Here is a 19,786-nt window from a genome sequence, read left to right on the forward strand (position 1 = left end):
AGGATGAAAGCAATTGTTGTCCATCAATATGGCGGCCCAGAAGTACTGAACTACGAGGATTACCCGGATCCGGTAGCCGGCGAGGGGGAAGTGCTGGTGCGCGTGGCTGCCGCGAGCGTGAATCCGATCGATTACAAACGACGTGCCGGTTTGACGAAAGACTTTTACCCCATCCAGTTCCCGGGTCTTATCGGAGTTGATCTCGCGGGGACCGTGGTCAACGTTGGGCCGGAAGTGAAAGACTTTACAATCGGTGACCGAGTGTTCGCTATGGCAGACAATACCTACGCAGAACTTTGCGTCGTGAGCGCAGCGGTCTTGGCGAAGATCCCCGACGGGCTTGATGTGATCCAGGCGGCGGCACTGCCGCTGGTGACGACGACCGGCAACCAACTGCTTTCAGCTACGGACGTCCAAGCGAGCCAAACGGTCTTGGTTTTGGGTGCCGCAGGAAATGTGGGGCGCTCGGCGGTATTCACTGCGAAGAATCGAGGGGCTACCGTCATCGCCGGGGTTTTGAAGAAGCAAATGGATGAGGCGAAGACCGTAGGTGCGGATCAGGTGGTTGCGACCGACGACGTCAGAGCTATCGCGAGCCTTCCGCCGCTCGATGCGGTCGCCGATACGGTGGGACGAAGCACTGCCGAAGGGCTGATGGCTAAGATCAAGCCCGGAGGAGTGTTCGCTTCTGTAATCGGGGCTCCGCAGAACGCCGCGGCATACCCAGCTGTAAAGGTCGTATTCGTCTTTTCTAAATTTGACAGGAAGACTCTTGAGTTCATGGCCGAAGCGGTGCGAGATGGCAAGCTGGTAATTCCAATCAGCGAGCAACTGCCACTCAGAGAGGCCGCGGAGGCTCAGGCTGCGGCAGAAAATGGCGCTACGGGAAAAATCTTGCTGGTAGCTTGAGTACGTGTGGGAAGCGCAAGTCTAAGGAGAGATTGGGATGAAGGAAGATCATCGTGGAGTTAATCCGGCGTCGAGGCCCAGTGGCAACGGATGTATGGAATGTCTAGCATCGCCCCAGGGTTGGTGGTTTCACCTTCGCCGGTGTGCCGAATGCGGGCACATCGGGTGCTGTGACAGCTCCCCGAGCCAGCATGCGTCGAAGCATGCGAGCGCAGATGGGCATCCGATCATAACCAGCTTTGAGCCCGGCGAAGATTGGTTCTACGACTATGAGAGCCAGACGATGATCAACGGAGTGAAATTGCTTCCACCGCACGCACATCCAAAAAGCCAGCCAACGCCTGGGCCAGCGGGAAAGGTTCCGGCGAACTGGGAATCGCTGCTGCACTAAATGCCCGATCTGGGTAGCCATCTTGAGGCTGGATCGCACTTATGAGAATCCGCGCCGATCCGCGCTATACGACAAGTGGCTAGATGCGATCATTCGTAAAATGCTGGTAGCTTCTTCTGCGCATCGCTTTGGGCCTGGTCGTGGTTAATCCATAGCTGCGCATGCTCTTTCGCGAGGATGGCCGCTATCTTGTCCATGGACTCGAGCGATGCCTGTTTGTTCCAATTGTTGGAAGGAACATAGCGATGATCGAAGCTGGTTTGGAAGTGAGCAACATCTCCGCTGAGAATCACCGGCCCGGTTTTAGGCAGCCGAACGAGTAAAGATTGATGGCCTGGCGTATGTCCGGGTGTTGAAAGCAATACAAGGCTTCCGTCGCCAAAGATATCGTAGTCGCCATCGACGAGCTTTACGGGATGGTTCTTGTTGAATGCAACGGTGTCTTGCCGGCTCCCAGCCCATTCGTACTCGACCCGTTGCACCAGCATTAGCGTGTTGGGAAACATTTCGATATTTCCGGCGTGGTCCGGATGGCTGTGGGACACTGCCATCAGCTTGATATCCGAGGGCTTCACATGGATCTCTTCGAGCTGGGCTGCCAGCGTTATTGGCTTGCGCCAGATCGGGCCTGTGCCAGGACCCCATTCGTGCAGCACGAGCTCATGATGCGGCAATTTCGCTACAGCATCATCGACACCCGTGTCCCACAGGAACCACCCTTGGGTGTGGTGGATAAGGTAGCAGTGCCCGGGAAAGCCAACGGGAATCCCGACGTTGGCTCCTGGTGTCCAACGTGATTCGTCAGGGCCGCTGCCATCGCCGCAGTCGATCACATAGAGGCGGTCTACTCCGGATTTGGCTTGCGGTTTGGACGCAGCGGAAATGCGCGTCGCGGCGATCGCAGCCAGCGCCGAGGCGGCAATCAACAGGATGAATTTGGTATTCGTTTTCATGAGTTCCTCCACACCATTCAGCCAGAACGAAATCGATGGCGCAATTGGACGAAGGTGTTTGCCATACTTTCGTATCGGCCAAGGTCCTATCCTGCCTAAGACAGGTGATTTCTATAGCAGCTCATGCCGAGGAATTGATCAACCGATGACGCTGTTCCGCATATTGGACGAAAGTATCGTCGATACCTTCGTCCAATTGTTCACTCTCCTGGTGTCTGGCTTAATCGAAGTCATCCGAGAGGCGTGTTGATTGGGTTGAGAAGACGCTTTTTGAGGGAGGAAACAATATGTGGAAGCTTGTGATGGAAATCTCGGCGCGACGAGACCAGGAGACAAGCGCGCGTGCCTTCCTGAATCGGATTGCGCGCTTCGCACCGGCTGGGACGACCGTGGCAGTTCTGGCACTTTTTGTCACGACAGCCGTTTGTGCGCAGGACAAGTACCAGTTGAAATCGCCCAGTGGGATCGCGTTCTCTGATTTTCGGGGATACGAAGATTGGGCTGACGTCTCGTCCGCACGTACCGATGAGATCCTCAAAGTGATCGTCGCCAACCCAACGATGATTACGGCCTACAAATCGGGCGTCCCCGGGGGCGGTCAAGCTTTCCCTGATGGTTCGATGATTGTGAAGCTGCAATGGACACACAAGAAGAGCACGGAGGCGCCCTTCGTTGTGGAAGTACCCGACGTGTTCAAGCAGGTCTTCGTCATGCAAAAAGACAGCAAGCGATTCCCAAAAACGGGCGGCTGGGGCTATGCGGTTTTCAACTATGACGCTGCATCGGACAAGTTCGCACCCGATCCTACAAGCCTCTCAGACTGCGGAAATGCATGCCACACGGCAGTGAAGTCGAAAGACTACATCTTCCATCCTTACCAGAAGCGTTAGACCCCGCCTAGACTGCTTAAGCGGGCAAGATGCTGGGCTTTAAGGGTTTGTAGAGGGCGCGCTTGCCGCGTAGGTAGGAGGAATTTGTTGCCGAAGACTGCTCCTATCGCTCAAGACGTGCTGCGACTATCTCGAGACAGCTTGCCAACGGATACGGCTGAGCTGGCCAGATATCTAGTTGGAAAGACGATTGTTCGCAAGATTGGGCGCAGCAGATTGAGTGGTCGTATCGTGGAGACGGAGGCCTACCCACCGGGCGATGCGAGTGGACATGCCTACCGGGGACGGACGGTTAGAACGAAATCGCTCTTCCTGGAGAGGGGTTTCGCTTATGTGTACTTCATCTATGGGACGTCGTACATGCTGAACGTGACGGCCGAGGAACCTGGGGTTGGAGCGGGAGTGTTGTTGCGTGCCATTGAGCCTCTTGATGGAATTAACATAATGGAAGGACTCCGGAAGACCACCAAGATTACCGATTTGGCCAGGGGTCCAGGGAGGCTCGCGGCTGCATTGAAAATTGATCAGCGGCTGGACGGCATTGATCTGTGTGCCGACGGTTCGCTTTGGCTTGGGGCGGCCGTTCGAGAGCCTGGTGCTATTGGCAAGTCGGTGCGAATAGGAATTTCGCGTGAGGTGGACCGGCGGCTGCGTTTCTTCGAGACGGGCAGCCAATTCGTCAGCGGCCCGTCAAAAGCGCTAAGAGGGATATAGGCCAGCGTTCCAAAGGGTGCTCTCACTTTAGCATCGGCCGGTTGCCAACAAGACGATCGATCGAGGCTGAACGATGTATGCGGATTGATCCGTCGTTTCGACCCCTTGCTCTTGAAAGTCCAACGGCGTGTCCTGAAACGTGTCGATGAGCCGGCGCCATGGTCCACAGTCGTCTGCGACTGTTGGCAGAGCGAAGGATAGAGGTTCCCAATAGGCGTTGATCATCAGGTGAAATCCACCGCCGTCCGCGAGGTAGGCGGTCGTTGCAAGGCTGTGTGAGTCAGCCGAAAGATCGGGAGCACACAGGTGTACCCCGTCCCATTGGATCTTTGCCCGCTCGACGAAGTCGGCCAGTGACAGAAAATTCCCGTTTCGATTTGCGACAAAACGCAGGCGCAATTGGATCAGCAGCTTGACGAACCTGTGGAGGTCGGCGTGCGTCTGGCACAGGCTCCAGTCGAACCAACTCAGTTCATTATTCTGGCAATACGCGTTGTTGTTGCCGAGCTGAGTCCGCCTCACTTCGTCTCCCATCATCAGCATTGGAGTTCCGACCGAGAGTAAGTTCAGCGTTACGGCGTTGCGAATCTGTCGTGCACGGAGCCGTTCGACTTCCCGATCCTCGGTGGGACCTTCTACGCCGCAGTTCCACGAATCGTTCTCGGAGGCTCCGTCGCGATTATTCTCTCCGTTCGCCTCGTTATGCTTTTCGTTGAACGAGAACAGATCATTGAGTGTGAAACCGTCATGGCAGGTCACGAAATTGATGCTTTGTTCTGGCGATTGGTACTGTTTCGTATAAATATCTGGACTGCCAAGGATCCTTTGTCTCAGATTCAGCACAGTATTTCTGTCCGACTTGAGAAAACGTCTGACATCGTCACGAAAACGTCCATTCCATTCCTTCCAGCGGTCTCCGGCGAAGGATCCCACCAGGTAGAGTCCGCCCGGATCCCACGCCTCGGCAATAAGCTTCCTGCCGGCAAGCACAGGTTCGGTATCAATTTCCCAGAGGATGGGAGCGTCGTCCGCCGGCCTGCCATGTTGATCCCGAGTGAGCACGGCGGCAAGATCGAAACGAAAGCCGTCCACATGCATCTCGGAAACCCAGTACCGGAGGCTGTCGCCGATCATCCTGCGGACAACCGAAAAGTTAGTGTTGAGCGTATTCCCCGTACCGGTGTAGTCCGCATATTGCGAGAGGTCGTCCGATAGCATGTAGTAGAACCGATTATCCAGTCCCTTAAAGGAGAGGGTAGGTCCCTCGGCGCCATTTTCAGCGGTGTGGTTGTACACCACATCGAGAATAACCTCGATGTCGGCTTTGTGTAGAGCTTTCACCATGTCACGAAACTCGTCTAGGCATTCCAGTGGGTCACTATGGGAGGAGTAACCACCGTGAGGCGCAAAGAACGACATGGGACTGTATCCCCAGTAGTTCTCTAAACCTGCAGGTGCGTCCTGGGCGTCGAATTGGAACATGGGCATCAATTCGACTGCAGTGACACCCAAATCCTTCAGATACGGAATTTTCTCGACCAGGCCGGCGTAGGTGCCTCGTTTTTCTGCGGGGACATCGGAGTTCGTATTTCGCGTAAATCCGCCGACGTGCATTTCATACAAAACAGTGCTTGAAAACGGATGATTCAGAGGGCGATCATCCTCCCAGTCGTAGATGCTCAGATCGGCGACGACGCTTTTCGCGGCGACTCCTATGTTGCCTCCGAATCTCGCGGCCGCACTCCGTTGATAGTTCTTCGTGGAGATAGCCCGAGCATACGGATCGAGGAGTATTTTCTCGGGATCGAAACGATGACCTAATTCGGGAGCGTAGGGCCCGCTCATCCTGTACCCGTACAGCTGGCCCGGCCTGATTCCTGCTAAGTGCACATGCCAGTAATGCGACGTTCGGTTCGTCCCGGGTGGGAGGGCAACGATGCGGCTTGGCTGGATTGCATCGTCCGAATCGAATAGGAGCAATTCCACGGCACTTGCATGGTAGGAGAACACGCTGAAGTTCACCCCCGTATCCGTGATACTGGCGCCGATTGGATAGGGGCTTCCGTTTTTCATCGCTTAGACCTCAATGTCCACGAGAAATATATTCCGGCCGATCGAAGGGAAGGGAACTGTGTTCCCTGGTCTGCGCTCATTCTCCCACTTCGGGGCGGGATCGGCTATGGACGTCCTGATAATCGCTACCAGATTCTGTAGCCAATCCAGAAAGCGCACATCACGAACAGCAGCATGACGGCGACAGCACCGAGAAATCCCAGTAACACCGAGTTTGGGCGCCTGTAGAAATAGTCTTCCTCGGAGGACATCGCGTAAACGTGAAACGGATATTTTGGTCTCGACGAAATTTTCATAATCTGACTCCATCCCTGGGCGAAGGCAATCTTCAAAGCCAACTTGATTAAGCTACGGGTCCAAAGTCGAATCCATTGGACGATGGTGTCGACCGATACATAGGTGTGTATCAATACCAAAGTTCAATAGATTTCGACTCATCCTTCTGGTGTGATTCTCCAAGAAGCGCGCAGGGATATTCCCACCCCTGCTATGCCCGGCAGAGCATCGCCAGGGAGGGATGAAGGATGCACTCCTTAGCAAAGTTGTTAGAACAGTCGCAGGTGAGCGGGGTAGCGATCGGGCACTTCAACGTCTCAGATCTCGTTTTGTTGAAGGCTGTCGTCTCGTCCGCACTGGAGCTGCAGGTGCCGGTGATGGTGGGTGTGTCGGAGGGAGAACGACAGTTTATTGGTACTCGACAAATCTCCGCGCTGGTTCATAGCTTGCGCGAAGAATTTGACTTCCCCATCTTTCTGAATGCGGACCATACGCACTCGCTGGAGAGTGCCATTGATGCAGTTAAGTGTGGTTTTGATGCCATCACATTCGACCGGTCTGCACTATCTTTTGAACAGAATATTTCCGAGACGCAGCAGGCAATCGAAATGCTTAAGTCGATCAATCCAAGCCTGCTTGTTGAGGGTGAGATCGGCGAGATCGGAACGGGTTCTGAGATACACGAAGAAGGCGCCTCTGAACCGAGCCCCCTCACCACGCCGGAGGAGGCGAAGCAGTACGTCACTGCTACGGGTGTTGACATACTGGCGCCCGCCGTCGGCAATCGACATGGATTAGTAATGAGCATGGTGTGGGGGACTACGAAGAAGCATCTTGACGTTGAATTGATTGCCCGAATCAAGAGCGCGGTCGGAATCCCGCTTACCCTGCATGGCGGATCGGGTACCGACGACGCAGACCTGCAAAATGCCATCACGGCAGGCATCAACATCGTCCACATCAACACCGAACTTCGAGTGGCATGGAGACGTGGCCTGGAGGAAGGTCTGTCGCAGGATATCTATCAAGTGGTCCCTTACAAGATTCTTCCGTTCGCAGTGGAGTCGGTAAAACGCGTAGTTCAGGCGCGGTTGCAATTGTTCAATGGCCGGCCCCTCGGGTTTAGAGAGAAAGCCCACGTCCAGCGAGTGGCGTAGGTTGCTCCAAGCATAAGCAGACTCGGTGGGTAGTTGCTCCCAGGCCATGCTAAGAAGGAGGAAGGATAGATGAAAGATTCTGCCGAAATAAAGCGGCTGGAGACCCAAGTGGCACTCGACCAGCAAAAGTATGACGAGATCCGACGCAAGGAGGCGGAGCTACTGGACAACATACCTCCCCATGGCTTTGGTGCGTTCCCAGCGGAACTGAAATATCGCAGCGAAAAGGAGGCACTCGAAGAGTCGATGCACGTCGACAAGCAAATGTTGGCGGGACTAAAGAGTCAGCCCGATTAGATCTACTAAACTACACACCGTGAGCGCGCTTCTCTACGAACGCGTTCGCCGTACCTGCTGTTGAAGCAATGGAGACCACTTTATGCCTGCAACTATTGCGAAGACCACTTGGAAGATCGATGCCGCTCACTCGTCAGCTGAGTTCAAGGTAAGACATATGATGATTTCCTACGTGAAGGGGGAGTTGTCAGGGGTCTCCGGCGTGCTTGAGCTTGATGACGAAAATTACAGCCGTTCCACTATCGAGGCCTCGATCCCTGTCGCGACCCTGAGAACGGGAAACGATGATCGGGATGTTCATCTGAAGGCCGCAGACTTCTTCGACGTTGAAAAGTTCCCGGTGATGACCTTCAAATCTAAGAACATCCGGTCCCTGGGCGGCAACGACTACGCGGTCGCCGGAGATCTGACAATTCGCGGCGTTACGAAATCCATCACCTTGACCGTTGCGGATGTCAGCAAACCAATCATCGACCCCTGGGGCAATGCGCGACTGGGACTTTCCTGCGCCGCCAAGATCAATCGGAAGGACTTCGGACTTCTTTGGGACACTCTGCTGGAGGCCGGCGGTGCGGTGTTGGGCGACGAAGTCACCATTACCCTGGACGTGGAGTTTACCAAGGATAAGTAGCGAATTGCTTCCGTTACTTCCGGGTCGCACTCCCCAAGACGCGGAATGGCAGACACAAACGCGTATGTGGCCGACGCTACCCTCGATAAGGATGCGGCGCCCGCAAGACTAGAATGCAAGCCGATGGTGAATTGCTTTGCCGCTACATGCCGATTGTTACGCCAGCAATACAAAGGTATCTCCAACACCATCGTCTGATTGCGCTGCTGTTCGGATTTCTGGCTGAATGAATGCATCGAAAGAACGCCGATCGCTTCTCCCTTCGAGCAGCCGGTTTCGATGGGAAGGAGCTTACGATGACAACGCTGAGCGCGCCCGCAGAGCTTGCACAGATCCGTATCACACGACGCTCCCCCGCCTACTGGCGCGTCACCATCGTGAACCCGCCGATCAACGTGATGGGACCGGAAATGGTTCGGGAGTTTCAGGAACTCATCACGGCCATCGAGGCGGACGAGCAACTCAAGGTAGTGGTGTTCGATAGCGCGGTCGACGAGTACTTCCTGAACCACTCTGATTTCAAGGCGAAGTTGGAGGATCTGACTTCAATGCCTGCCGGTAGCACCGGGCTGCCTCCGTGGCCGGACTTCCTCGTGCGCCTGACCCGCACCCCGGTCGTCTCGATTGCCCTTATCCGGGGCCGTGCGACTGGAAACGGTAGTGAGATTACGCTCGCATGCGACATGAGTTTTGCCAGCACAGATAAGACCATCATTTCGCAATGGGAGGTTGGCGTCGGGATGGTTGCCGGCGGTGGCCCCATGGCGAGGCTGCCGAGGCTGATCGGTCGAAACCGCGCTCTCGAGGTCCTGTTAAGTTCGGAAGACTTAAGCGCCGATCAAGCCGAAGCCTATGGCTACATCAACCGCGCTTTACCCGACGCCGATCTCGATGCGTTCGTCGAGGCACTCGCGAGCCGAATCTCCCGGTTCGACAAATGGGCGATCGCGAATACCAAACGTCTTGTGAACACCAGCCTGCCGCCGGACGTTGAACTCGGTGCCGGGTGGGATGCCTGTATCGAATCTCTGGGGAGATCCGCAGCCCAAGACGGGATTAAGGCGCTGACCACCCGCGGCTTCCAAAAACCAGGAGACGTCGAGAATCGGCTTGGGTACTACCTAGGTCAGCTCGCGTCCCGAGGGAAGAGCGAGTCCAAAAAATCGGCGGAGTGACCAGTAGAGATTGGCAGAATACGTAAAGACCAGCTTGGTCTCAACTTCAGTGCCGGGGCTAGTCGGCGTACAAGACGGAGACGTACTAAGCGAGGAATTCCGAAATGTCTTCGACCATGGTCCCGAGTGCCCTTAACCCTGCCACCGAAATGTATCCTCTCTTGACGGGTTCACAGATTGCACGCGTGCGGGCCTTCGCACGGCAAAGGAGCGTCGAGGCAGGGGAGATTCTGTATCGGCCTGGGGATGTGGCGGTGCCCGTTTTTCTTTTGCTGTCGGCCTGCATGGAGGTTGTGCAGCCGGATGGAGAAGGCGAAAAGCCCATAGGGACATTGCAACCGAGGATGTTCACCGGGGAAGCCGGAATGATCGGGGGGCAGCGGTGTGTCGCGCTCGGTCGCGTTACTCGACCGGGAGAGGTGCTGGAAATCTCTCATGAGGATGTCCGCGGGTTGGTAGCCAGGGACGCCGAGCTTGGAGAGATAATGCTCCGCGCTTTCATACTCCGCAGACTTAATCTCATTACACAACAACTGGGCAACGTCATCGTTATCGGATCGCGTCATTCTGTAAATACGATGCGCTTGAGAGAGTTCCTTGGCCGGAATGGTCATCCCTATACCTACGTCGACCTTGACACAGACGTTGCGTCACAGCGGATGCTCGATCGCCTTTCAATCACCGTCGAAGAAGTCCCGATTGTCATTTGCAACAATAAGGCCGTTCTTCGCAATCCTACGACACTTGAACTCGCAGAGTGCCTCGGACTGAATGACGACGTGGAGCGCGGCTTGCTACGCGACTTGATCATTGTGGGTGCGGGCCCCGCGGGCCTGGCTGCTGCTGTGTATGCGGCATCGGAAGGAGTGGACCTTTTGCTTGTCGAAAATCACGCCCCCGGCGGGCAGGCCGGTTCGAGTTCGAGAATCGAAAATTATTTGGGATTTCCCACAGGAATTTCTGGCCAGGAACTCGCCTCCAGGGCGATAACCCAGGCGCAAAAATTTGGAGCGAAGATGGCTGTTGCCCGTTCCATCGTCGAATTGAAGTGTGACCGGCGCCCATACGAGCTCGTGATGGAGGATGGGAGCACGCTGTTCGCGCGAACGATTGTGATCGCGACGGGAGCCTGCTACAAGAAGCCGAACCTGTTTCGACTTGAGCAATTCGAGGGACGTGGCGTTCATTATGGAGCAACGACCATTGAGGGGCAGCTGTGCCTCGACGAAGACGTCGTGGTGGTGGGAGGAGGCAACTCCGCAGGACAGGCTGCGGTGTTCCTTTCGCAGACGGCGCGGAAAGTTTATATGCTCGTGCGATCAAAAGACTTATCGCAATCCATGTCGCGCTATCTCATTCAGCGGATAGAAGGGAATCCCGCTATTGAATTGCTCTGTGAGACAGAGCTTACGGGGCTATGCGGCGACCGTTCTCTTGAAAAGGTTTCCTGGATAAACAAAAGGACAAACCAGAGTTCATGGCTTCCAATGCGCCATATTTTTATCATGACAGGCGCGTCGCCCAATACCGAATGGCTTCGCGGCCGGGTGGCGCTAGATAAGAATGGGTTCATTCTCACAGGGCGGGATTTGCCGCTTTCGCTCTCAAGCGAGATGAGTCCTGCGTGGCCACTAAAGCGCGCACCCCAATCGTTTGAGAGCAGCCTCCCCGGCGTTTTCGCGGTGGGAGATGTGCGCGCGGGAAGCATGAAGCGAGTGGCGTCCGCTGTTGGTGAAGGAGCGATTTCAATTAGCTTCGTTCACCGCGCTCTGTCGGAGCCATAGCGGACGGCGGACGCACAACGTGCTAACTTTGGGCCAGGTTCTGGTGTCAATTCGCGGGCTCGTCATCATGAGGACGCAACAACTTCCGGGTGCAAGAAGGAAGGCGACACCAATCCGCACGCTTCTGGGAGTGTCTGAGGACAGAAGTTGATTTCGTCTCCACCGAGTTCCGCGAAGACACACGGCCGCTGGGTGCTTGCGGCGACGATCCTGGCCTCAAGCATGGCTTTTATCGATGGGACTGTTGTCAATGTTGCCCTTCCAGCCTTGCAGGCGAATCTGCATGCAACGGCGAATTCATTGCAATGGGTCGTCGAGTCCTATGCGCTCTTTCTGGCTGCACTACTGCTTCTGGGAGGCTCGGCCGGGGACCTCTATGGTCGACGAAGGTGTTTTGTGTTCGGCGTGCTCGTCTTCGCAGCTGGATCGATCTGCTGTGGTTTCGCGCCTACGATTGGTATGTTGATCGCCGCTCGCGCTTTCCAGGGAGTTGGAGCTGCCTTCATGGTTCCAGGCAGCCTAGCCATCGTCAGTGCCTCGTTCCCGGCGAGTGAAAGCGGTACGGCGATCGGAACCTGGTCTGGTTTTACCGCGATCACGGCCGCTGTCGGTCCAGTGTTCGGAGGCTGGCTAGTGCAGCATGCTTCGTGGCGCTGGGTCTTCTTCATCAATGTTCCGGTGGCGGCCGCTGTCGTGTGGCTGGCGCAATCTCACATTCGCGAGAGCCGCGACGAGCAATCAAATAGCGAAATCGATTGGCTCGGTGCCATTCTCGTGACTTCGGGATTGGGCGCAGTCACGTTCTCTCTTATACAGGCGTCCGCCGACCGAACCGCAGCTCGCTGGTGCGGACTGCTCGGCGTCGCGTTGATTGCTACATTTGTGTTGGTGGAGTTCCGTTCTGCCTCACCGATGATCTCGCCGATTTTATTTGGGTCGAGAGACTTCACGGGAACTAATTTGCTTACACTGATGCTTTACGGCGCCCTGGGAGGAGTACTGTACTTTTTACCTCTCGAGCTGATCCAGGTCCAGTACTATTCGGCCACCGAGGCAGGCGCATCCTTGCTTCCGCTGATTTTGCTAATCTCGCTATTTTCCCGTTGGTCTGGCGGGTTGATTGCGAGATTTGTTGCCAGATTGCCCCTGACGTTCGGATCCCTTATCGCGGCCGCGGGATTTCTGCTGATGCTTTGGTGTGGCCTTCCTGCACCGTATTGGACCAACGTGTTTCCCGGAGTATTGACTCTGGGAGTGGGGTTAGCGGTTACCGTCGCACCGTTGACCACCCGCGGTGATGCAATCTCTCCCGGCTGCGGAGGCTGGTGTCGCTTCGGGAGTCAACAATGCTGTCTCGCGAATCGCCTCACTCCTTACGGTCGCCGTATTTGGATTCGTTCTGGCAGCGGGGTTTAATCGCTCCTTGAACGGAGCCATCGAACAGATGGTTTTGTCGTCCGCAAACCGTGAAGCCCTCGCTCGAGAGAGGGCGAAACTCGCCGGTGCAGAGATTGAAGATCCTGAATTGAGACGGGCCCTCGATGTGGCGTTCGTCGTTGGATTTCATGAGGTCCTTTGGATTTCTGCGGTCCTGGCAATGCTGGGCGCTTGCTCCGCACAGATGCTCACAGCTAAAGGTGCAGCGAGCCCGTCAGCGCAGACTACTTGATGACCGTCATCATTAGTCTGATCACTACCCAGATGGACACAAAGGTATTGTTCAATACCTTCGTCCAATTGTTGGTTTGCCAGGATTCTGGTGTGATCTCTTTATGCCGCAAGGTCCCATGGAGCGCGCATCAGAAGGAGAACGACATTGGCAAACAAAAAAACTGTAATTGTTACGGGCGCCTCGCAGGGAATCGGTGCAGCTGTCGTGCAAGCGTTCCTTGACCACGATTATCAGGTTGTCGCAACTTCGCGTAACGTGACCAAGGCGCAGTTAGTGCCATCATCAAACCTTGCGCTCGTGGATGGAGACATTGGCAAGGAGGCGACCGCGGAGAAAGTCACGAAGACTGCTTTAGCTAAGTTTGGCTCGATTGATCATGTGGTCAATAACGCCGGCATCTTCTCGGTAAAGCCGTTCACGGAGTACACCGCTGAAGAATTTCAGAGTTTCGTCTCCACGAATCTGGAGGGGTTCATCTTCATCACCCAACTCGCGGTGAAGCAGATCCTGGCGCAGGGCACTGGAGGCAGTGTCACGACCATCACGACGTCGCTGGTCGAGAATCCGATCGCCGGCCTTACGGCGTCGATCCCGATGATTACGAAGGGCGGCCTCGAAGCGGTTACGCGCAGCCTGGCAAGCGAGTACGCCAAGGAAAACATTCGTTTCAACGCAGTTGCGCCTGGTGTCGTCGATACGCCTCTTCATGCGAAAACCCCGAAGGACTTCATGAAGACGCTTTCACCCATGGGCATCGTTTCCGATTCCGCAGATATTGCGGAGGCCGTCCTATATCTGACCGAAGCCCGTCATATTACAGGGGAGGTGCTGCACGTGGACGGCGGTGCGCACGCGGGCCGGTGGTAGGGCACTCAGGGCTGCAGCAGAGAAGCGCTCAACAGCGGTTGCTGGATTTGGGCATTCACTTGCCGGCCGCACCCACGCCTTTGGGCACCTACGTGGAGGCGTTACAAACCGGCAACCTTTTGTTCCTGAGCGGGATGCTCCCGGTGGTCGACCATAAAGCAAAGTATGTTGGTCGGCTGGGAAAGGAACTCGACGCAGAGGCGGGACGCGATGCTGTTTATACAGCTGCGCTAGGTGCGCTAGCCGTTGCGCAAGAGTTTTTGGGCTCGCTCGATCGAATTACGCGTGTCGTACGACTCGGAGTGTTTCTTGCGACCGTCGGAGATTTCTTTGATCAGCCTCGTGTAGCGGATGGTGCATCGGACCTCTTCCGCGACGTCTTTGGGATTGAGAAGGCGTCGGTCAGGACAGTGCTGGGAGTTGCCAGCCTTCCCTTGGGAATGCCGGTCGCACTCGAGATCATCTTCGAGGTGAAAGCGGCGGAGAGTCTATGAAGAGAGTATCTGTCTCCGGAGGTGAGCGATGTATCTCTTGAGATGTTTCCGTCGGTCACGATGCTCGCCGATAGTCTGTATGGCGTTAATGCTGAACCTCACGCTGCAGGCACAACGAAAGGAAGATTCAATGACATACCCGGTTAACTACCGCGCGGTACGGGTCGACGGGCTATCAATCTTTTACAGGGAAGCCGGGCCTAAAGCTGCGCCGACCATCCTTTTGCTACATGGGCTTCCATCGTCGTCGCGAATGTTCGAGCCTTTACTAACGCGGCTCGCAGATAACTACCACCTGGTGGCCCCGGACTATCCAGGCTTTGGACACAGCGCGTGGCCTGATCCAAAACAATTCGACTACACGTTCGATCATATTGCTTCGGTGATGACTGACTTCACGCAGGCACTGGGTCTGTCCCACTACACGCTGTATATGCAGGATTATGGCGGACCGGTTGGATTTCGTATGGCACTCGCCCACCCCGAAACGGTCCAGGCTCTGATCGTCCAGGACGCCGTCGCGCACAACGAAGGTCTGGGATCGAACTGGACGACGCGGCGGGCATTTTGGGCGAATCGGCCTGCGAATGAAGAAGCGTTGCGTATAAACCTGTTATCGCTGCCAACCACAAAGACTCGCCACATCGGCGACGACCCCAACACTGAGCTTTATGACCCTGATCTTTGGACTGACGAGTATGCGTTCTTGAGTGCCCCAGCGCAGGCTCAGATTCAGAGCGACCTCTTTTATGACTACCGGACAAATGTCGAAGCCTATCCACGGTGGCAGGTGTGGATGCAGAAGACCCAACCAAAGCTCCTGGTCCTATGGGGTAAGCACGACCTCTCATTTGATCTTGGCGAGCCCGAGCGCTACCGGAAAGATGTGCCGGCCGCAAAGGTCCATGTGCTCGAAGCGGGGCATTTTGCGCTGGATACCAAGGCAGACGAAATCGCGGCCCTGGTGCGGGAGTTTATGACTGGGCTGGATTGAGTGCCGGAACTACCCCAAAAACAAGCTCAACTTTGTAGGAGGGACAATGATCAATGAAATGGACGACGTATTAGTGGCGGACGATAACGCTCTGCTGGTGAGTGTTCTCGGGGAAATATTCAGGGAGTCTGGCTATTCGGTTCGAACGGCGCCAGATGGGTTCGTAGCGTTGGCAATGATACGGGACCGGATCCCCGATATTCTCATTTCGGATCTGAACATGCCGCGCATGTCGGGCTTTGAGCTTCTATCCGTCGTACGCCGGCGATTCCCGAGGATTGCCATGATCGCTATGAGCGGCGCGTATACCGGAGCGATCGTTCCACAGGGGGTTCCGGCCGATGCGTTTTACCCAAAGGGTGAATGCAGTGTTGCCGAGCTCTTCGAGATGCTCTGCGCGATCAAAGATAATGCAACGCGATATTCCGCGCGCGCCGCTGCGCCAATCTGGGTACCCGCTTTGCCGATTGGCGAAGACGACTTCTCCGTCATGGCCGTCGCTTGTCCAGAGTGCTTGAGGACGTTCTACCATTGCCTCCACGATGCGGAGCTCTTGCGCGCGGAACGGAGCTGCCCCCACTGCCTGCATCCTGTGCAGCTGGCAATTGTCAGGACACCGGCGGACACCGATAAAACCGGCCTTCCTTTTGCGTCACTTGCGAGGACGGACAACGTCCCCGCAAACCTGCGCTAAATCTTCCGAAGCTATCCTTCACGGTGCCATTCGATGTTCAATGATGTTCTTAGCTTCGCGGCATTTGTTTCTATCAAGTGGGTCTTGTTGAAGGTCTGTTCAGTTTCGCGCGAAACTGACAATGTCGGGCCCTCGGCTTCGTCGCGGAAACTGCATAACGAAGTTCGCTGAACTAGGAGCAGCGATGGCTTACGCCTGCCCGACGCGCGGCACTAGGCTCTTGGCGAGGGGGCGATACGGAGTCGGACTGCGATTTTCACAAGATTAGGAAGAGAGTCGGCCTGCATTTTCTGCATCACTCTGCCCCGATGCGCCTTCACCGTGATCTCACTGATGCCTAACTTGCTGCCGACCTCCTTGTTCGATAGCCCCGACACCACCAATGCCAGGACTTCCCGTTCGCGAGGCGTTAGTACTGCGTAACAGTCCTTGAGCGCTCCTATCTCCGACTCACGGCGAAGAGCATTTCGACTGCGCTCAATAGCATGGCGAATAGCGTTTAAGAGCGCTTCATCATCAAATGGCTTCGTCAAAAATTCAATAGCCCCTGCCTTCATTGCCATCACCGTCATGGGAACGTCGCCGTAACCGGTGATGAAGATGATCGGCATGTCTGCCCGATCCGATGTGATGCGTTTCTGTAGATCAAGACCGTTGAGATCGGGTAAGGAGACATCGAGAACCGCGCAACTTGGGGCAGGAACTCGCGGGCGAGCCAGGAACTCCTGAGCGGACGCGAAGATCTCTGGTTCCCAACCCTCGTGCCGGATCAACAACTCGAGCGATTCGCGAACTGAAATGTCATCGTCGACAACGAATACTATTGGTGTGGCGGGAGGCATGGCAGGTAACCTCGATTCGGAGCCCGGCACTGCTGGCTAATACACAAATATATTGACTGGTCGCTCCAGAGAGCAAGCGACGCGGTTAGTGATTTCCTTGGAATGCTAAGTTGATTGCCTCCAGGAGATCGGGTTCGTTGAAGGGTTTCAATAGGCATTCCACAGCTCCGAGCTTAAGCAAGCGGGGGCGAATCGCCTCATCTCTCTGAGCTGTAATGAAGATGATCGGAATCCTTTGTTGGCGAATCGCCAATTCGTTTTGGAGATCGAGCCCGGTCATTCCGGGCATGGCAACGTCAAGGATCAGACAACTGGTCTGAGCTAGTTCATCGGATGCGAGGAACTCCTCCCCGGCGGAGAAGGCCTTGGCCGCAAAACCGAATTCTCTTAGCAAGTCAGGTAACGACTCGCATATGGATTGATCGTCGTCGACCACCGATATGAGTAAGCGTTTATCTTTCACGGATTCCTCTTGGATTTCTGGGGGTCCATCGAGGGAGATGCGTGAATTACCCCAAGACTGCTGTCGTCTGTCTTACCTTCAGATACGCTTCCTATCTGGAATCGCAGTCCATACCAGATCCGGGAAGGCGTCAACGACGCGGCTGAACTCGTGTATACGGAAGCCCTTTCTCAACAATGTCGCACATCCACAGACTGGACTAGAAACTATGCGGGTGTCGATAAGACTTTGGTATTGGTTTCAAAGATTGTCAATGACAGTTCGCTCATCGTCAGCGCTGATCCTCAACCAGACGAACGGAAGAGTGGTGACAATGAAGTCAGTCATTTTCGCGCTACGATCCCGCGAAGAGATACCAACGTATCGACTTATACCATCGTGCAATAGATTACCCGGCAGACTTCTGTTGTGATCACAACTGGCGAGTGACTCGAGAGTTTAGATCCACTGCTAGTCGCTCGCTGCCTGTCCTGCTGTAGATACGCATGAAGCGTTGGCTGACGCATCCCTACCTCCGACAGGCTACTTTCGATGCCGAACCCATCCACATAGGAGTTCGCAATATGAGTCGACCAGATAAACTCAAGACCGGGATTGGCGTGTTCGACGAAGATGAACGGCCGCCGCGAGAATTGAAGAGAATGTCCCGCCGTCAGTTCGCGCTGACCGGACTATCTGCTGGAACAGTACTGCTGGCACCGGACGCACTCTTAGCCAGTGTCAAAACGAAGCCACCTAAGCTGCCGGTGCCTCCATCGGGCGCGAGCACCACGTTTGCATCCATCAAGCAGATCGAAGCCGGGCTGCTCAATGTGGGTTACGCCGAAGTCGGTCCAGCCAACGGCCCACCTGTAATTCTGTTGCATGGTTGGCCCTATGACATTTACAGTTTCGTCGACGTTACGCCTTTGCTGGCGGCAGCGGGATATAGAGTGATCGTCCCGTTCGTTCGCGGCTTCGGCACAACACGTTTCCTCTCCAGTGCGACTTTTCGGAACGGCCAACAATCGGTGGTGGCACTCGACACCATTGCGCTCATGGATGCGCTCCACATTCAGAAGGCAATCCTGGCCGGCTTCGATTGGGGAGCGCGAACGGCTGACATTATCGCGGCGCTGTGGCCGGAACGCTGCAAAGCACTTGTCTCCGTGAGCGGTTACCTGATCGGCAGCCAGGCAGCAGGGAAGGTCCCTCTGCCGCCGCAGGCCGAACTCCAATGGTGGTATCAGTTTTACTTCGCTACCCCTCGCGGCGAGGGAGGCTATGGAAAGTACCGGCACGATTTTGCGAAACTCATCTGGAAACTCGCCTCTCCAAAGTGGCAATTCGATGACGCCACCTTTGATCGGAGCGCAGCATCTTTGGATAACCCGGATCATGTACAGATCGTGATCCACAATTACCGCTGGCGCCAGGGATTGGCTGAAGGAGAGTCGAAATATGATGGCCTCGAACAGCGTCTCGCCGTTGGCCCCCTTATCACCGTACCCACCATCACGTTGGAAGGCGATGCAAACGGGGCTCCGCACGCGGACGGCGGCGCCTACGCGAACAGATTCTCCGGCAAGTATGAGCACCGGGTGATTAGCGGCGGCGTCGGGCACAATCTTCCGCAGGAGGCGCCGCAGGCGCTCTCTAAAGCCGTTGTCGATGTCGACCACTTTTAATTCGTGCGAGCTTGAAGTCAGTTTCGCTGTGCGAAATGGACCCGCTCGATTGAATATTTCGAATCCGTAAAGTGAGGAAGAGAGAGTCTATGTCACACCACTATTCCGGCCCCGACTTCGGATTCCCTCATGGGGATGCGCGCTTAGACCTCACTGATCTATATGCTTTTCCAAAGCCAGGCGACGCCACTAAATCGATCTTTATCATGAATGTGCATCCCAGTGTCGGCGTCAGTCCGCCGGGGCCGACCCGCGTCGACCCGTTCTCGCCGGACGCGATCTATGAACTCAAGATCGATACCGACGGCGACGCAGTCGCGAACATCGCCTATCGAGTTCGGTTTGCCCCTTCGGTGGGAGGAGCGCAGACTGTGACGCTGTATCGAGTGGAGGGAGTGCTGGCTGCCGGGACTGGTGAAGGTGGGCAAGTCATTTTTTCACTTGCGCCGGTTTCCACCGGAAGCGACGCATTGGTGACCGACGCTGGCGACTACCGCCTTTTCGCAGGCTGGCGCAGTGATCCTTTCTTCTTCGACACTGAGGGGGCTCTGAACAACTTGCAGTTCACGGGCGCCGATTTTTTCGCCGACGCGGACGTGTGCAGTATCGTGCTCGAAGTTCCGAACTCGGCGCTGGGACGGGGGAAGATCGGCCTGTGGCATCGCACGTTGGACGGCGCGAGTGGGGACTGGGTTCAAGCGGACCGAGGGGCGCTGCCCTCACAGGCCGTCTTTCTTCCCGGTGAGCACAGAGCCGACTACCTCGCGGCGGAACCGGCGAACGACGCGTCCTTCATCCCCGTCTTCGCGCACTCGCTGGAGCACACAGGCGGTTATTCGTCGG

Annotated in this window: 21 protein-coding genes; 17 read left to right on the forward strand and 4 right to left on the reverse strand. The window is 55.7% G+C overall.

Features of this window, described 5'->3' with window-relative positions; all coding sequences use genetic code 11:
* The first annotated feature begins 3 nt into the window (after window positions 1-3).
* Together GSQ80_RS09765 and GSQ80_RS09770 are read left to right on the forward strand one after the other, a co-directional pair.
* Window positions 4-909: an NADP-dependent oxidoreductase gene (locus GSQ80_RS09765; protein ID WP_158787474.1), complete on the forward strand. Its 906-nt coding sequence runs from the start codon at window positions 4-6 to the stop codon at window positions 907-909.
* Between the two features lie 94 nt (window positions 910-1,003).
* Window positions 1,004-1,300, forward strand: coding sequence for a UBP-type zinc finger domain-containing protein (locus GSQ80_RS09770; protein ID WP_254059689.1), 297 nt, complete (start codon window positions 1,004-1,006; stop codon window positions 1,298-1,300).
* Window positions 1,301-1,389: 89 nt separating this feature from the next.
* Here GSQ80_RS09770 and GSQ80_RS09775 read toward each other — a convergent pair whose 3' ends face one another.
* Window positions 1,390-2,265 (reverse strand): N-acyl homoserine lactonase family protein, encoded by an 876-nt coding sequence (locus tag GSQ80_RS09775; RefSeq protein ID WP_216850252.1) that lies wholly within the window; start codon window positions 2,263-2,265, stop codon window positions 1,390-1,392.
* A 275-nt stretch (window positions 2,266-2,540) separates the two neighbouring features.
* On the opposite strand from GSQ80_RS09775, the gene GSQ80_RS09780 reads away from it, so the two are divergent.
* Together GSQ80_RS09780 and GSQ80_RS09785 are read left to right on the forward strand one after the other, a co-directional pair.
* On the forward strand, window positions 2,541-3,143 hold the full coding sequence (locus GSQ80_RS09780) for a cytochrome P460 family protein (protein WP_254059562.1): 603 nt from the start codon (window positions 2,541-2,543) through the stop codon (window positions 3,141-3,143).
* Window positions 3,144-3,230: 87 nt separating this feature from the next.
* Complete coding sequence (locus GSQ80_RS09785; RefSeq protein ID WP_158787476.1) at window positions 3,231-3,857, forward strand: DNA-3-methyladenine glycosylase; 627 nt, start codon at window positions 3,231-3,233, stop codon at window positions 3,855-3,857.
* Window positions 3,858-3,884: 27 nt separating this feature from the next.
* Here the strand turns inward: GSQ80_RS09785 and glgX are convergent, their stop codons facing one another.
* On the reverse strand, window positions 3,885-5,930 hold the full coding sequence (glgX, locus tag GSQ80_RS09790) for a glycogen debranching protein GlgX (RefSeq protein ID WP_158787477.1): 2,046 nt from the start codon (window positions 5,928-5,930) through the stop codon (window positions 3,885-3,887).
* A 524-nt stretch (window positions 5,931-6,454) separates the two neighbouring features.
* On the opposite strand from glgX, the gene GSQ80_RS09795 reads away from it, so the two are divergent.
* The 11 genes from GSQ80_RS09795 (at window position 6,455) to GSQ80_RS09845 (ending at window position 15,971) form a co-directional block, all read left to right on the forward strand.
* Window positions 6,455-7,363 carry a class II fructose-bisphosphate aldolase gene (locus GSQ80_RS09795; RefSeq protein ID WP_158787478.1) on the forward strand — a complete coding sequence of 303 codons (909 nt, stop codon included), beginning with the start codon at window positions 6,455-6,457 and terminating at the stop codon, window positions 7,361-7,363.
* 69 nt (window positions 7,364-7,432) lie between these two features.
* Window positions 7,433-7,660, forward strand: a complete 228-nt coding sequence (locus tag GSQ80_RS09800; protein ID WP_158787479.1) for a hypothetical protein — start codon at window positions 7,433-7,435, stop codon at window positions 7,658-7,660.
* An 82-nt stretch (window positions 7,661-7,742) separates the two neighbouring features.
* Window positions 7,743-8,291: a YceI family protein gene (locus GSQ80_RS09805; protein ID WP_158787480.1), complete on the forward strand. Its 549-nt coding sequence runs from the start codon at window positions 7,743-7,745 to the stop codon at window positions 8,289-8,291.
* 45 nt (window positions 8,292-8,336) lie between these two features.
* Window positions 8,337-8,489, forward strand: a complete 153-nt coding sequence (locus GSQ80_RS09810) for a hypothetical protein (RefSeq protein WP_158787481.1) — start codon at window positions 8,337-8,339, stop codon at window positions 8,487-8,489.
* Between the two features lie 98 nt (window positions 8,490-8,587).
* Window positions 8,588-9,466 (forward strand): enoyl-CoA hydratase/isomerase family protein, encoded by an 879-nt coding sequence (locus tag GSQ80_RS09815; RefSeq protein ID WP_158787482.1) that lies wholly within the window; start codon window positions 8,588-8,590, stop codon window positions 9,464-9,466.
* A 104-nt stretch (window positions 9,467-9,570) separates the two neighbouring features.
* Entirely contained in the window at window positions 9,571-11,250 is a 1,680-nt protein-coding gene (locus tag GSQ80_RS09820; RefSeq protein WP_158787483.1) for an FAD-dependent oxidoreductase, read from the forward strand.
* Between the two features lie 147 nt (window positions 11,251-11,397).
* Window positions 11,398-12,666, forward strand: a complete 1,269-nt coding sequence (locus tag GSQ80_RS09825; RefSeq protein WP_254059563.1) for an MFS transporter — start codon at window positions 11,398-11,400, stop codon at window positions 12,664-12,666.
* Between the two features lie 400 nt (window positions 12,667-13,066).
* Window positions 13,067-13,789, forward strand: a complete 723-nt coding sequence (locus GSQ80_RS09830; RefSeq protein WP_158787484.1) for an SDR family NAD(P)-dependent oxidoreductase — start codon at window positions 13,067-13,069, stop codon at window positions 13,787-13,789.
* The gene (locus GSQ80_RS09835) at window positions 13,783-14,283 is read left to right on the forward strand and encodes a RidA family protein (RefSeq protein WP_158787485.1); all 501 of its coding nucleotides are present in this window, start codon (window positions 13,783-13,785) and stop codon (window positions 14,281-14,283) included. Before GSQ80_RS09830 ends, GSQ80_RS09835 begins: the two co-directional genes overlap by 7 nt.
* A gap of 130 nt (window positions 14,284-14,413) precedes the next feature.
* Window positions 14,414-15,277 carry an alpha/beta fold hydrolase gene (locus GSQ80_RS09840; RefSeq protein WP_158787486.1) on the forward strand — a complete coding sequence of 288 codons (864 nt, stop codon included), beginning with the start codon at window positions 14,414-14,416 and terminating at the stop codon, window positions 15,275-15,277.
* A gap of 46 nt (window positions 15,278-15,323) precedes the next feature.
* Window positions 15,324-15,971, forward strand: a complete 648-nt coding sequence (locus GSQ80_RS09845) for a response regulator (RefSeq protein ID WP_158787487.1) — start codon at window positions 15,324-15,326, stop codon at window positions 15,969-15,971.
* A gap of 212 nt (window positions 15,972-16,183) precedes the next feature.
* On the opposite strand, the gene GSQ80_RS09850 is transcribed toward GSQ80_RS09845, so the two are convergent.
* Both GSQ80_RS09850 and GSQ80_RS09855 read right to left on the reverse strand, forming a co-directional pair.
* Window positions 16,184-16,813, reverse strand: coding sequence for a response regulator transcription factor (locus tag GSQ80_RS09850; RefSeq protein WP_158787488.1), 630 nt, complete (start codon window positions 16,811-16,813; stop codon window positions 16,184-16,186).
* Window positions 16,814-16,898: 85 nt separating this feature from the next.
* A complete protein-coding gene (locus GSQ80_RS09855) occupies window positions 16,899-17,276 on the reverse strand; it encodes a response regulator (protein ID WP_158787489.1) in 378 nt (125 codons plus the stop codon).
* 485 nt (window positions 17,277-17,761) lie between these two features.
* Between GSQ80_RS09855 and GSQ80_RS09860 the strand changes: the two genes are divergently transcribed.
* Together GSQ80_RS09860 and GSQ80_RS09865 are read left to right on the forward strand one after the other, a co-directional pair.
* Window positions 17,762-18,943 carry an alpha/beta fold hydrolase gene (locus GSQ80_RS09860; protein ID WP_254059565.1) on the forward strand — a complete coding sequence of 394 codons (1,182 nt, stop codon included), beginning with the start codon at window positions 17,762-17,764 and terminating at the stop codon, window positions 18,941-18,943.
* Window positions 18,944-19,032: 89 nt separating this feature from the next.
* On the forward strand, window positions 19,033-19,786 hold a 754-nt coding region (locus GSQ80_RS09865), incomplete at its 3' end, for a DUF4331 family protein (protein WP_158787490.1).

This window comes from Granulicella sp. L46 (genome assembly GCF_009765785.1).
In the GTDB taxonomy this organism is placed as follows: domain Bacteria; phylum Acidobacteriota; class Terriglobia; order Terriglobales; family Acidobacteriaceae; genus Granulicella.